General features: G+C 46.8%; 8 protein-coding genes. 3 read left to right on the top strand and 5 right to left on the bottom strand.

Annotated elements, in window-relative coordinates:
* From QUA24_RS20180 to QUA24_RS20165, 4 genes are all read right to left on the bottom strand, one after another.
* A partial coding sequence (locus QUA24_RS20180; protein ID WP_333231575.1) for an Hpt domain-containing protein occupies nucleotides 1-813 on the bottom strand: 813 nt, incomplete at its 3' end.
* A gap of 277 nt (nucleotides 814-1090) precedes the next feature.
* A complete protein-coding gene (locus QUA24_RS20175; RefSeq protein ID WP_333231573.1) occupies nucleotides 1091-6883 on the bottom strand; it encodes a PAS domain S-box protein in 5793 nt (1930 codons plus the stop codon).
* A gap of 90 nt (nucleotides 6884-6973) precedes the next feature.
* On the bottom strand, nucleotides 6974-7477 hold the full coding sequence (locus QUA24_RS20170) for a chemotaxis protein CheW (protein ID WP_333080154.1): 504 nt from the start codon (nucleotides 7475-7477) through the stop codon (nucleotides 6974-6976).
* 254 nt (nucleotides 7478-7731) lie between these two features.
* Nucleotides 7732-8097: a response regulator gene (locus QUA24_RS20165; protein ID WP_333231571.1), complete on the bottom strand. Its 366-nt coding sequence runs from the start codon at nucleotides 8095-8097 to the stop codon at nucleotides 7732-7734.
* Between the two features lie 940 nt (nucleotides 8098-9037).
* Between QUA24_RS20165 and QUA24_RS20160 the strand changes: the two genes are divergently transcribed.
* Together QUA24_RS20160 and QUA24_RS20155 are read left to right on the top strand one after the other, a co-directional pair.
* Nucleotides 9038-9772: a phosphoadenylyl-sulfate reductase gene (locus QUA24_RS20160; RefSeq protein ID WP_333080152.1), complete on the top strand. Its 735-nt coding sequence runs from the start codon at nucleotides 9038-9040 to the stop codon at nucleotides 9770-9772.
* 294 nt (nucleotides 9773-10066) lie between these two features.
* On the top strand, nucleotides 10067-11044 hold the full coding sequence (locus QUA24_RS20155) for a class II fructose-bisphosphate aldolase (protein WP_333211289.1): 978 nt from the start codon (nucleotides 10067-10069) through the stop codon (nucleotides 11042-11044).
* Nucleotides 11045-11099: 55 nt separating this feature from the next.
* On the opposite strand, the gene QUA24_RS20150 is transcribed toward QUA24_RS20155, so the two are convergent.
* Nucleotides 11100-11939, bottom strand: coding sequence for a Uma2 family endonuclease (locus QUA24_RS20150; protein WP_333231569.1), 840 nt, complete (start codon nucleotides 11937-11939; stop codon nucleotides 11100-11102).
* Nucleotides 11940-12101: 162 nt separating this feature from the next.
* Here QUA24_RS20150 and QUA24_RS20145 point away from each other — a divergent pair, with 162 nt between their 5' ends.
* Nucleotides 12102-14312: a Tex family protein gene (locus tag QUA24_RS20145; RefSeq protein ID WP_333231568.1), complete on the top strand. Its 2211-nt coding sequence runs from the start codon at nucleotides 12102-12104 to the stop codon at nucleotides 14310-14312.
* The last annotated feature ends 199 nt before the right edge of the window (nucleotides 14313-14511 follow it).

Below are 14511 nucleotides of genomic sequence, written 5' to 3'. Positions count from 1 at the left end.
GGAGTCGGGGGGAGGCGGGGAGGGGGAGATTTCGGGGATGTCGATCGCCCTTCCTTCCAATATTTGTTGGCGTGCGGTTTGCAAGTTTTGGGCGATCGCCCAACCCTCGGATTGCAACCGTTGTAGAGTCAAGTCAGGAGAGTCGATCAAAGCGCTGAGGGCTGCAGCGACTTTCGCAAAATCCGGCAATTGCAGCATTCCAGCCAAACCGGAGAGTTGGTAGTAAACCTGCTTGAGGGCGGTGACGCTTGTTGCCAAATCTGCCTCGGAAGCTTGGGAAAGCTCGGTTTCTAGGCGATTGAAGAGTGCCGGCACTTGCTGTTCAAAAATCAGTTTCAGGGTGTCGGGGGCGGGCGATTGGCTGGCTGCGGGGACTGGCGACTGTTCTGACTTGCCGTACTTGGCCTGGAACTGATCGAAAATTTGGGCGATCGCCTCCAAGTTTTCCGTTTGATCCGGAGTTGTGACATCGGAGTGTTGAACTGATTCGATCGTAATCTTTTTGAGAGCATCCACCCCTTGCAGCAAAACACTCACAGTAGTCGGTTCCAGGGCTGACAAGTCTGTGCGATCGCGCAAAATGACAAAACAGTCCTCCAGGGTGTGAGCCGCCGCCGATACGTTTTGAAAGCCCAACATCGAACCCGCACCTTTTATCGAGTGAGCCGCCCGAAACATTTCTTTAACTGCCGCTTGTCGCTCTTTCAAACCCGCAGCTTCCATCGCCAGCAGATTCGTCTCCATTGACTGGAGAAACTCTTCGCATTCTGCGGTAAAAGCATCTATTAATTCGTTTAAATCGTCATCATTCATATTAGTCTGTTGTCTGTTGTCTGTTGACAGTTAACGGTTGACTGTTAACTGTTGGCAGTTTTTTTATATTATGATGTCCCGTTATTTAACTGTAATTGTTGTCGGGGCGGGTTCACGATTATCTATAACTTCGCATTCAGGATATTTCTCAACCCGCCCCGGCAACAACGATAGTTATTAGTGATTCGTATAACAGTCAACAGTCAACCGTCAAATGAACTAACTGTCAACCGTCAACCGTCAACCGTCAACCGTTAACTGTCAACTGTCAACTGAACTAACTGCGGAAATTCGCCACCGACTTTTGCAATTGGCCGAGAGAACCAGACAGCTCGTCCAAAGATGCTTTGACATCCGCACCTTTTTGTGCAGTCGTATTAGCAATCTCGTTGACTTGCTGCATACTGTTAGCAATTCCCTCAGCCGAAACAGTTTGCTTGGCAGATGCGATAGTAATATTCTGCACCAAAGCATTCATTTCTCGACTAACTTCGATGATGGCATTAAGGTGAGTTTTAGCTTCGCTTGCCAGCTTAGTGCCTTCCACTACCTCCAGCGTCCCCGATTCCATTGCCTTCATCACGCGGCTGATTTCTTCTTGAATTGTACCGACAATTTCGGAGATTTCCTCCGTAGCGCCGGCGGATCTTTCTGCTAATTTCCGCACTTCTTCAGCAACAACTGCAAAGCCTAAACCTTGTTCGCCGGCTCGCGCCGCCTCAATAGTAGCATTCAGAGCTAATAAATTAGTTTGCGAAGCAAGTTGAGAAATCGAAGTCACAATTTTGCCAATTTGCTGCGAAGATTCACCCAAACGCTTCATCATTTTCGAGGTAGAGGCGATCGTCAACCGGAGCCCGTTAATGCCTTCGACAGCTCGATCGACCGCCATACCGCCGACTTCAGCCGTTTGAGAAGACTGCTGAGCCACTGTTTCGGCCCGCACCGAAACATCTCGCACGTCGCGGATCGAATTCACAATCCGCTCGATTTCGCGCATGATGGCAGATATTTTTTCTGCTTGAATTTCTGCCTGTTGGGTGAGTTGACTGGTATTGTTAATTGACTCGCCGGTGGCAGATGTTACCTGTTCGGCTAAAGTTTGAATTCCCGTTACCACCTTCCGCAGAGAACCGATTAAGAAGTTGAAAGAGTCGGCGACAGCACCTAAAACGTCGTTAGTCACTTCCGCCCTGACAGTCAAGTCGCCTTGAGCCGCGCCTTTAATTTCTCCCAACATTTTAAGGACTTGCTGCGTCAGAGAATCAGCTTCAGCTTTACGTTCTGCTGCCAATTTTTCGAGTCGTTCTTCTGCTTCTTTGCGCTCGGTGATGTCAAAGCGAATGGCGATATATTTGATTATTGCGCCGCTGGTATCAAAAATGGGGGATATCGTCGAATCTACCCAGTAAAACGAGCCATCTTTGCGTCGGTTTTTGATTTCCCCTTTCCACACCAAGCCGCGAGAAATTGTCACCCACATTTCTTCAAAAAATGATTTGGGATGGTAGCCGGAATTGATCAGGCGGTGGTTGCGGTGCAGGAGTTCTCCCATGCTGTAACCGGAGATTTCAATGAATCTGTCGTTGACGTAGGTAATCATGCCTTGGACATCAGTTTCGCTGACGATCGCCGATTCGTCTAGGGCATTCTGCCGAGTTTTGAGTTCTTGCAGCAAGCGTTCCTGTGCCTCGGCTAACTGCTGCATTCGCTGCTGGGATGCTCTTTGTTCAGTGACGTTGCGGCAAACGACTACACCGCCTTTGAGCGCCCCGGTTTCGTCTTTGAGTGGCCGACCGTTAATTTTCACCCACAGGCCCTCTGGCTTGCCTGCGTGGCGGGTGAACAGCTCTACTTCGTCAACGGCTTCTCCTCGAACCGTGCGCGCTAAAGGTATGTCGGCTGGAGGATAGGGAGTTACGGTATCGGGCAAGAATAAACCGTATCTTGTTGACCATTCATTGAGAAGAGCATCTGTCGCACCCATGCCAAAGATATCTTCGGCGGCGGGGTTGAACAAAACAAAATTGCCTTTTTCGTCGGCAGCAATTATGCCGTCGCCAATGCTGTCTATTAGCAGTTGCAAGAGATTGCTTTGCTGGCGAAATTGGTCTTCGGAACTGGCTAATTGGGCAGTTGTTTTTTCCAGTTGCACCATCGCCTGTTTGCTTTCGGTAACGTCGCGAGCGACTGCATACATGAGCTGTTGTTCGGTTTCCGGTCGCACTTTCCACGACAGCCACCTGTAGGAACCGTCTTTGCAGCGGTAGCGATTTTCATAAGACTTTAATTCGGCGCCGCTGGCTACTTTTTCCGCTTGTTCTCGGGTTGATTCGCGATCGTCTGGATGGACTAAATCGATATAATAGTTGTCTTCAAGTTCATGCGCCTTATAGCCGAGCGTGTTTTCCCAAGAGGGATTGATGCGCTTGAATTTGCCTTCAAAACTTATAATACAAATCAAGTCTAGGGAAAGGGTAAAAAATCGATCGCGCTCTTCTTCTGCTTTTTTGCGATCGGTAATTTCGATCGCCACAGCCCCGATACCGATGGGTTTGCCGTCAGGGCCGGGCAAAGGAAAGTATGACGCCAGCCAATCTCGCAGGACGCCCGGTTCGTTGAAGAATGATCCCGATACCTCAACGTTTAACAACGGTTGGTTGGTGGCGAGAATCTGCTGCAACATCGGCACTTGGGTATCGCTCATTTCGGGTATAACTTCCCTCACCGTCTTACCGAAGTGTTCGGCAACTGAGACGCCGGTGGTTGCCGCTAATTTCTCGTTGACTTGCACGAAGCGCAACTGCTCGTCAAAAATACACATTGAGGTGGGGGCGGCTGTGAAAAATGCGTCAAAGCGGGTTTGACGCAAAACTAATTCTCGTTCTAGGGCTTTGCGATCAGTGATGTCGCGGCCTTCTGGAATTAGCATCAAGACTTTGCCACTGTCGTCTGTGATGGGTTTGATGGAGAAGTCAACGGTCGCTACTGCACCGTTGGCAACTAGCACATCCACTTCGTAACGGACTACCTCGCCGGCGGCGGCAGAGACGATCGCTTCTCGTATCTGTTGCTTGGTTTGTGGGGAAATCTGCCACCACAGGGTTTCGGAAAACGGAGTGCCTATTATTTCTTCGCTCTGCAAGCCTGCTGCGGCCAAGGCTGTTTGGTTGGCTTCCAAAACGGTGCCGTCCGGTTTGAGCAGACCTATGAATTGGAAAGATTGGTCGAAAATGGCTCGGAAGAGTCTTTCGCGATCGCGCAGCATCTCTTCTGCGCGTTTGCGATCGCTGATGTCGCGAGTAACTGTTGCGAACCCCATAGGCTCATCGGTTTCTGGGTGTTTGACTGTGAATAGGGTAAAGTCAACCGGAAAGTCTTTGCCGGTTTGAAAGTTCCTCAAGCGGAATTCACCCTGCCAAAAACCGTCTCGCACAGTAGCCGGCACGATTTCTTCTTTTAAAATCTTAGCATCTTCTACTGAGAAGAAGTCATACATAATTTTGCTTTTGACTTCTTCAACATTTTGCAATCCTACTTGTTTAAGTCCAGCGGCATTCAGGTAGGTTGCCTGTCCCTCCATGGTGGCCGTGCCGATAAAATCCGAGCTGGTTTCTACGATCGAAATCAATCTTTGCTTTTCGATTTCTGCTTGCTTGCGCTCCGTGATATCGTTGTTAGTCTCTAAAATTGCTTTGGGTTTTCCCTGTTCGTCTCGCTGCAAATTCCAGCGGCTAAAAACGGTGATTTTGGTATCATAATTGGTGGTATGAATTAATTCTCCTTCCCAATAATTCTGCTCTTCTAACTGTGCCGAGATAGCTGCTAAAGGCTGGGGAAAAATAGTGTGCAATAGAGTATGGGTGAATTTCCCCAAGGCTGCTTTTTTTGTCCAGCCGTACATCCGTTCGGCTCCCTGACTCCAATAATTAATCGTGCCGTCCATATCGCGAACGATCAAGGCGTCGCTTGCCAGGTCAAGCATTTGCAAGTTCTGCTGCAAGGCTTCTTCTGTGCGCTTGCTTTCTGTAATGTTGCGGGCGATCGTTGAGACAAATTCAACTTCTGAATTCTCGGATTTGTGGGCAACAATTACTTGAGAAACTGGTATTTCTTCGCCGTCTAAACTCTGCCAAACTGTCTCGCCACTCCACGCCCCGTCCCGGCAAGCTGCGGGGATACCGACGTTTACAATAGTGTCGATACTTTTGGGGGATGTCAGGTCAGAAATGCGGATTCCGGTTAAATCTGCGTCTTGGCCAACTCCCAACATTTCTCTGCCTGCGCGGTTGAGATAAATGGCCCGCTGTTGGGTGTCGGCTATGCCTACCCAGTCTGTTGTGGTTTCTAAAATTGCTTTGAACCGCAACAGTTCTTGTTCAGATTTCCGGCGATCTGTGATGTCGCGCGCCAAGCCGAGCATTCCTAAAATATTGCCTTCTGCATCTTTGAGGGGCAATTTCAGGGTGTCGAAGCTGTGTACTTTACCGTCGGCTAAGGTGCCTAAGTCGTTGGAAGCGGGGGCGAGGTGCTTGCCGGCCCGAAAGTTTTGGATTTGGTTCTCGGAATCAGTTTGGGCGTGGAAGTTGGGGAAGATGCGATCGACCGATATGCCGATTTCTGCGTCGTCTTTGCCGATAATTTCTGCTTGAGTTTTACCGAAGGCGGCGGCGAAACCTGCATTGACTAGGGTATAGCGCGAGTTTCTATCTTTGACAAAGATGCAGTCTGGCGTAGCGTCAATGACTGTCCGCAGCAAGCTTTGGGAGCTTTGTGCTTCTGCGAGTGTGTGCCGCAGTTGTTCTTCCATTTGCACGCGCTTGGTGATATCTCTCATCGCGGAAACGAGAAATTTCCTGCCGTCGGTATCTACAAAAATAGATTTTTTGGCGGAGAGAAAGCGGGTATTTCCTGCTGGATCTTGGATGGTTTTTTGGACTTCGCTGCTGGTATTTGTTAAGAAAACTAATTCGTCTTTTTCTCGATATTTCTCTGCTTCCTCTTTGGGCAAAAACTGGTCGTAGCATTTGCCAATTAGTTCTTCTCTGCTGTGACCTATGTATTGACAAAAGGCATCATTTAATGTTATCCAGCGGTGCTGTTGGTCTTTGACGTAAAGCGGGTCTGGGATGCTGTTGAGGATGTTGTTTAAGAATTGTTCTGAGGCTTTTAATTGCTCTTGGGCTGCGGTGCGATCGAGAATTTCCTGTTCCAATTGTGCGTTAGTTTGCAGTATCTGCTCGGTTCTTTCATTCACTCGCTGCTCTAGTTCTGCGCTTAGCTGCTGCAAGGCGGCTTCGGCTTGTTTACGCTTGGTAATCTCCCGGCCTTCTGCGAGTATTTGAAATACTTCTCCTGTTGCATTTAACAGTGGCTTAAACGACAAGTCAATTACTGTTACCTGGTTGTTAGCTCCGGTGATTTCGTATTCTTCCCGGACAAAATTCCCGACCGAAACTTGTTGAATGTTCGTTTTTAGGCGCTGCTGGTTAGTTGGGGATGATGCCCAGCCTGGTGTCAGCCAAAATTTCATGCCCAGCACTTCTGATGCTGGGAAATCGCCCAATTTTAGCGCTGTCTGATTGGCTTCGAGCAGAGTACCGTCTGCATCCAATAATGCGATCGCTTGAAAAGCTTGGTCGAAGATTGCGTGAAATCGCTGGGTAGTTTCGCTCAGCGCTTGTTCTGTTTCTTTTTTAGCGTTAAGGATACGGGTGGAACCTACTAAGAAGCCGTAGCGGTTGGACAAACTCAAAAAAGCGATCGCCGCAATGACAGTGATCCAATCAAACACAGTTTGCACCACCGGAGAGTGCGGCAGTCCTAGGTATTCGGCGGCGTGGCCGCTGTGGCCGAAAGCGCAAGTCCAAAATATGCCTGCTGTGACTGTGGCGAAGATGTCGAACCCGAATTGACGGTTTCGCCACAAACTTAAGCTAATTAGCCAAGCGATGGCAAAGTAACATCCAGAAATAATGACATTAGCCGCCCCAGATACCAGCGATGGGGACAAGTCAGGCAATGTCAGGGTGAAAGTTGTTGCGAGCCAAGTATAGAGAAGTTTGATCATAAGATTAAGGATTGGCAAATCGGATGCGGGCGATCGTTAGTTAAATTTATAGATGCAAAGCCGTTGCAGACTTATGTGTATGGCGGATTTTTACCAGCGTTCGGAATGGGCGATCGCTTCTACATCGACAATCATTAGCAAGCGTCCTTCGGAATTGTACAGACCTTTTAAGAATGGAGCTAGGTCGGGACTGACATCTAGTGCTGAGACAATGCGATCGGGATTGAGAGGTAAAACTCCTTCGACGCGGGAGACGGCTAATCCCAGGCGCATTTTCGACAACAATCTCACGTCTCGTGGATCGGGCGCTTCTACCACTAAGATGCGGCTGTTTGGGTGGTAGGTGTCAACAGACTCAATACCGACAAACAGTCCAAAGTCTGCTGCTGCTAAGATTTCGCCCCGCAAGTTGGTTAATCCCAGCAAAAATGGCTGGGTATTGGGAACCAGGGAAATCGGTTGTTCCTTGAGTGAAAGGACTTCCCGCACTGCATCTAATTCTATGCCGAACAGACTGCCTCCTTGACCGAATAAGAGAAATTGCTTTGTTGCACTTGTCTGATTCCCCCCAGCGGGGGGAGCCGTTATTTTCATGGCTTATTTTTAGTTTATAGTGTAGCTTACCAATTAGAGTTTTTCGACCCTAAAGCCGATCGCCCATAAAATTTTTCACCATCAGTTTGGGTGGCTCAAATGTACCCGTTAAATAAATTACGGTGGCGTAAAATAAGCAGGTTTTTATCATTAAACATAAACTTTTATGTGGTTCAAAAACCCTGTCTATTAAAAAAACGGGGTTTATCTGTATAATGTTTTTTTGGGAAGCGGTCGATGAATTTATATTTTGTTTACGCCGAAAGCAGACGCTGCACTATGTGGACGAGTTGCTGAGGTTCAAAGGGTTTGCTGACGTAAGCATCGGCCCCTAAATCAGTTCCCCAAGCTTTATCGATCTCGGTGTTTTTATGAGTACAAAATACTACGGGCAATTTGGCAGTTGTGCGATCGCCCCGCAATTCTCTGATCACTTCAAACCCGTTCATTCGGGGCATAACTACGTCTAAAACGACCAAAGCCGGACGGGTTTTGCGGATCATGGCGATCGCTTCTTCGCCGTCGCCTGCCCGGATCACATCCAATCCGGCATCTTGAAGAATGCGGCAGATGATTTCTAGTTCGCTCTTAACGTCGTCCACGACTAAAATTTTTGACATAATTCCACACTTCCTTGCTGTTATTGACAGCGGACTACGTTTATTCAGAAGCTTGCGCGATCGGCGGCGATGGGACTATACCGCTTTGCGGACAAATTAATGTACTTCTAAATACAATATAGCCGATCGTATGGCTGAAGGTTAGCTGTAAGCGATAAAAAGCGATAAAAATTTACTTTGCTAACAGAATAGCTCTGAATAAATTAATCGGCAATTAGTAATTGATTTTTGGTGATTGGCTGTGTTGAAACCAACCGATCTTAGTAGAAGGAGCGCTTGGGGTACTAAAGCGATATTTTCTACGTATATTTTTGATTTTTTTTTCAACTATCTAGTTAATTTCATTGCCTAAATAATGCTAGCTAATTGATTTAATTGGCTCTAACAATGGTTACTTAAAACTACCTATGACGGGGAAAATCATGGTATTGAGAGAAACTTTTTTCACTTAATATACAGCGCTATATTTCTGAGCAAGCGCTATTTTGTAATTAATAATACAAGCTTAATTTTAGGATGGTAACAATGACATTTAAAGAATTTTCTTGTCTGTGATTTATAATGTGGGGGCAAAATAAATTGACCGCGCGATAGTCCCATTTGACCCAGTAGAGGAGTGTTGAGTTCACCAAAACTACTGCCAGCAGGCGATATCAATCCTTGAGCTTGATTGTGAACCCCGCCGAAAAGACTGCGGGAAGATGCGGTCAATCGATTTTAGATTTTAGATTTTAGATTTTAGATTTGAAGAAAGTGTTTGCGCTGATAAATCTGGGGGCAGGTGATGAGCAGTCGGAGCTTTTTCCTCGCTTCACGGATGAACCCGGGAGCCCCGGACGACATTGCTTGATTGTCAAATTAGTCGGCGAGGGAGAGACCGCGATCGGTTATAATAAAGGGCTAGAGGAAAAGAACACCGAAAACCCGAAAACCCGAAAATATGGTTGCCATCCAAAGAAATCTCAACATTGCCGCCCTAGAAGCAGAATACAGTCAAAAAACACCGCGAGACATTCTCAAATTTGCCCTAGAAAATTTTGACAATATCTCCATTTCTTTCAGCGGGGCTGAAGATGTAGTTCTGATCGATATTGCCTCAAAAATTACCAAAAATTTCCGCGTTTTCACCCTAGACACCGGACGATTGCACTCGGAAACTTATCAGTTTTTGGATCAAGTCAGAAAACATTACGGCATTAAATTAGAAGTAATGTTTCCCGATGCAGCCGAAGTACAAGCCCTAGTAGAAGAAAAGGGATTGTTTAGTTTTTATCAAGACGGTCACAAAGAATGCTGTGGCGTGCGGAAAGTCAAGCCGCTGCGCCGCAAATTGAATACTCTTGATGCTTGGATTACCGGTCAGCGGAAAGACCAAAGTCCCAGTACCCGCAACGGTATTCCGGTTATTGAAGTTGACACTGCATTCTCAACTCCTGACCATGAATTAATTAAATTCAACCCCTTAGCAAACTGGTCTTCGGCAGAGGTTTGGGAATACATTCGCGCTTTGGATGTGCCTTACAACAAGTTGCACGAACGCGGTTTTGTAAGTATTGGTTGCGAACCTTGTACAAAGCCGGTATTGCCGAACCAACACGAACGCGAAGGTCGCTGGTGGTGGGAAGAAGCGACCGTAAAAGAGTGCGGTTTGCACGCTGGTAACGCCCAAAAATAGTAAATCACTTAGTAGGGTGCGCTAGGCGCACCCTACTATTTGTTTGGTGCGCCTAGCGCACCCTACCCAAGAATAAATGCACTTCACAACATAAATAGTAGCGGAAGAATTCGCAATTAAAATAAACAAAAGTTACGCTGAGCTTGCCCTTGAACTTTGATAAAATGATCGATAGTCAGAATAAATAGTAGCGGAAGGATTCGCAATTAAAATAAACAGAAATTACGCTGAGCCTGCCCTTGAACTTTGATAGAATGATCAACATTCAGAAAAGTTTTTAAAGCAGGTACTATTATGCTTGTCTCAACTCGCGAATTGCTGAACACGGCCCGGAGAAAGGCTTATGCGATCGGCGCTTTTAACGTCTACAACCTCGAAGGAGTAAAAGCCGTCATCAATGCGGCCGAAGCGCTGGACAGTCCTGCGATACTGCAAATTCACCCCAGCGCCCTCCTATACGGAAAGTCGCCTTTAGTCGCGCTGTGCATCAAAGCTGCCCGCACATCTTTAGTACCGATCGCAGTACACTTAGATCACGGCACCTCAGAAAAAGATATTCACGTCGGTCTAGCCGCCGGCATTAAATCAATTATGGCAGACGGTTCTCCTTTGCCCTACGAACAAAACTTAATATTTACCCGGGAAATGACTAAATTATCCCACGCTAACGGTGCGGCAGTTGAAGCAGAAATCGGCAGAATTAGTGGCAGGGAAGAAGGTTTGACAATCGATGAGAAAGCCACAAGGATGACAGATCCAGTAGCAGCAGTAGACTTTATCAAAGAAACTAAGGTGGATTTTTTAGCCGTAACAATTGGTAACGTTCACGGCAAATATTTAAGCCAACCCAAACTCGATTTTTCGCGTCTGGCAAAAATCCGGGCTGCTGTTTCAGTGCCGTTAGTGATGCACGGGGCGAGCGGTTTGCCGAACTCAATGATTCATCAATGTATTAAATTCGGAGTATCTAAATTTAATGTGAATACGGAAGTTCGCGAAGCTTATATGGACGTGTTAAAAAGTAACATTTCTGAGCCACATCCGGATTTGTTGGAAATAATGGAAAAAGCTATCGCTGCTATGCAATCGGTCATTTCTGACAAACTGCAACTTTTCGGTTCTGTCGGTAAAGCTTATTTGCATCAATCTCCCTACGCGGATGACTTGACTGACCAGAGTACCAGCAACAAAGAAATAAGCCGCAACCAATCAAGTTTTGATCAAATGTTAAAGCCTGCCTATAGTGAGGCCTTCAGTCTTATGTTGAAGTAAAAAAAAACTAACGTCCTGACGGCGAACCACTTTTTAGTCAGGACTTTAGTCCTCTTTAACCGTTTAACAATTTATCAGGATCGATGCCAGATTCCCGCAGCCGCCGAATTAAAGACTGTAATTGAGCTTCCGCTGACTCAGCCCGCTGCCGTTGCTGTTCCGCTTCAGTGAGAATCCAATTACCATCAACATCATACCAGCGCAACCACAGTCGATCGATTCCCTGAAACTCTCCTTGCCACAAACCCAAGCCCAAATTTAGGTCAGCAATCCACACTCGCGACTCGGGCAATTCTAATTCTTGATAGTGTCCGCCCTTCAATTCAAACACTCGCAATTTGTTAGTATAGCGGCTGAAAACTGCATAAATAGGAACCCGCAAAATTTGCTCGTAAACCTCCCATTTTCTCGGCGGTTCCTCCTTCGTCTCGTCCTCCAAAACTTGCCCGTTACCCGCAGTGTTTCCCGACTGAGGTGGCAAATTTTCTTCATCGGTATTGTCGCCTAAATCTTCTTTTTCCGTTCCCGGCGAAAGCAGTTCTACAATTACAAAAGGATTCACGCCTTCCTGCCAAGTAACATAACTCATCCGCAGTTCGGATCGATCGTAAAGTCGGGGAACTCCCACAACTCCAAACCAATCCGGTCGCTTGTGCCACAGAGTGTGATGCACGTCATAATAAAGGTTCATGTCGGTGCCGCTAAATATCTCAGAAGCCGGATAATTCCGAGGTCGAAACGTCAGGCTCAACAACTGCGGCTGTAAATCGTGAAATTCGTCAGGCAAACCAGGTTCCTCCGGGTCTTCGCTGGGTAAATCGTACATCGTCGGCAGCGTTTCTCGGGGCGATCGCGGCGGATCGGTTTGCGGCACAGGATATTTAAAAGGAAACATATAATATTGAGAAATGACTGCATTTATGCTAACATCATTTTAATACTTGCAGGACGAGCGCCAACACCCTGTAAAACGTTTATTTCAAACTTTTCTTCCTCTTTTCCGTGAAGTCAATCTCACCTCTTAAATCTCAAATCGACTGATCCGAAATTCTGCACTATGATCGACATTCCTCAACTGATTGCTCAAGAACTTTCCATCAATTTGTCTCAAGTCAATAATGCTCTGGAACTTTTCGCCGAGGGAGCAACTATTCCGTTTATTGCCCGCTACCGCAAAGAACGCACGGATTTGCTGAATGAAATTCAGTTGCGGGACATCTCCGATCGCTTCACCTATCTGACGGAAATTGAAGACCGCAAAAAGTCGATTTTAGAGACGATTAGCTCTCAGGGAAAACTCACAGAAGAACTGCAAGCTAAAATCGAATCGTGCTTGCAAAAAAACGAACTCGAAGACCTTTATCTGCCTTACAAACCCAAGCGGCGGACGCGAGCGACAATTGCTAGGGAAAAAGGTTTGGAGCCGCTGGCGAATTTTATCAAAACTCTGAATTTACCGACGGCTAAACCAGCAGATTTTGAGGCGGAAGCTGCTAAATATATTTCGGAAGAAAAGGGAGTGAAGACAGCAGAAGAAGCTCTCAAAGGTGCTGCGGATATTTTGGCGGAAGCGGTTTCGGAAAAAGCCGAATTGCGGGCTTATTTGCGAGAGTTTTTGATGAAAACAGGAGTTTTTGTCTCGAAAATTAAAGATGATTTCCCGGAAGGAAGCACTAAATTTGAAATGTACCGCAATTATCAAGTGGCAGCGAGAAGCGTTCAGTCGCACAATATGTTAGCGCTGTTTCGCGGGGAAACGGAAGGGGTTTTAGATTTGGAATTGGCTTTTGATGAATCCGCCGTGATGGCTTATTTGGAAGCTCAGGAAATTAGAACTAGGATACCGGAAGTTAAAGAGTTTTATCGATCGACTTTGAAGGATGCCTTCAACCGACTGATGAAGACTTCGTTAATTACAGAAGTACGATCGCACAACAAAGCTGTCGCTGATATCGAGTCGATCGCCACCTTTGAAACCAACCTCCGCGAGTTGCTGCTGTCGGCGCCGGCGGGAATGAAACCGACACTGGCGATCGATCCGGGATTTCGCACGGGGTGTAAAGTTTCCGCCCTCGATGAAACCGGGCAATTTTTAGAATATCAAGCTATTTTCCCCCACCAAGCGGCCGCTCAGCGACAGCAAGCTGGTAAAATTGTCAAGCATTTAATTGAAAAATATAAAATTGAATTAATCGCGATCGGCAACGGTACAGCTTCCCGCGAAACAGACGAATTTGTTTCGGAAGTTTTGGCCCAAATGGACAGGAAACCGATTAAAGTCATGGTGAATGAATCCGGTGCATCGATTTATTCAGCAAGCGAAGTGGCGATCGCCGAATTTCCCGACCTCGACATCACCGTTCGCGGCGCAGTCAGCATCGGACGACGTTTGCAAGACCCCCTCGCCGAACTCGTGAAAATCGACCCGAAATCAATAGGAGTCGGTCAATATCAGCACGATGTTGACCAAAAACTGCTCAAAAAGAAACTCGACGAAACAGTCGAAAGCTGCGTTAATTATGTCGGAGTTGACTTAAACACAGCGTCCAAAGAACTGCTGACATTTGTGTCAGGAATGACGGCAACAGTTGCTAAAAATATCGTCAATTACCGCAACGAAAACGGCGCATTTAAAAATCGCCGCCAACTCCTGAAAGTTCCCAAACTCGGCCCAAAAGCTTTTGAACAAGCAGCCGGGTTTCTCCGCATTCGCGGCGGCGAAAACCCCCTGGACAATACAGCAGTTCATCCCGAAAGTTATCCTGTCGTGCAGGCGATCGCCAAGGACTTAGACTTGCCGCTGACAGGAATAACACAAATATCGGAAAAAATTAAGACTGTAAACATTAAGAAATATGTCACTGAAAAAGTCGGAGAACCGACACTCCGAGACATTATTTCCGAACTAGAAAAACCGGGAAGAGACCCGCGAGCCGAGTTTAAATATGCCACTTTCCAAGCAGGAATTAAAGAAATCTCCGATTTGCAAGTTGGGATGGAATTAGAAGGCATAATCACGAATGTAGCTAACTTTGGAGCCTTTGTTGATGTGGGAGTACACCAAGATGGTTTGGTTCACGTTTCTCAATTAGCCGATCGCTTCGTAGATGACCCTAAACAGATTGTTAAAGTCGGACAAGTTGTGAAAGTGCGGGTTTTGGAGGTGAATGAGAAGTTAAAGCGGGTTAGTTTGACAATGAAGCTGCAAGAAAAACCGCAACCGCAAAATGGCAATAGCGCGAGGCTTCCGGCCCCGCGCCGACGTTAAAACTTTGGGGGAAAGCTGAAATACTCACCGGCCTGAAGGCGCGGTGAGTATTTCAAAAGTCTGGAACTCTCATAAATGCGTGGAATGAAATTCGTCTGAAAGCGCTAACCCAAGCGTATTGCTCTATATATGCTCTATAACAGAACAGTATCAAGAGCGTTCTCACCACCAGTGAGCGCAATGATTTGAGCAGTATTAA

Source organism: Microcoleus sp. Pol12B5 (assembly GCF_036701335.1).
Lineage (GTDB): Bacteria > Cyanobacteriota > Cyanobacteriia > Cyanobacteriales > Microcoleaceae > Microcoleus.
The sequence above is the reverse complement of the archived record's forward strand: the minus strand, read 5'-3'. Positions and strand labels throughout refer to the sequence as shown.

What these genes read in the sequence shown, in the direction of transcription:
- QUA24_RS20175 (WP_333231573.1), bottom strand. Translation starts at nt 6,883, where the DNA reads ATGATCAAACTTCTCTATACTTGGCTCGCAACAACTTTCACCCTGACA.
- QUA24_RS20170 (WP_333080154.1), bottom strand. Translation starts at nt 7,477, where the DNA reads ATGAAAATAACGGCTCCCCCCGCTGGGGGGAATCAGACAAGTGCAACA.
- QUA24_RS20165 (WP_333231571.1), bottom strand. Translation starts at nt 8,097, where the DNA reads ATGTCAAAAATTTTAGTCGTGGACGACGTTAAGAGCGAACTAGAAATC.
- QUA24_RS20160 (WP_333080152.1), top strand. Translation starts at nt 9,038, where the DNA reads ATGGTTGCCATCCAAAGAAATCTCAACATTGCCGCCCTAGAAGCAGAA.
- QUA24_RS20155 (WP_333211289.1), top strand. Translation starts at nt 10,067, where the DNA reads ATGCTTGTCTCAACTCGCGAATTGCTGAACACGGCCCGGAGAAAGGCT.
- QUA24_RS20150 (WP_333231569.1), bottom strand. Translation starts at nt 11,939, where the DNA reads ATGTTTCCTTTTAAATATCCTGTGCCGCAAACCGATCCGCCGCGATCG.
- QUA24_RS20145 (WP_333231568.1), top strand. Translation starts at nt 12,102, where the DNA reads ATGATCGACATTCCTCAACTGATTGCTCAAGAACTTTCCATCAATTTG.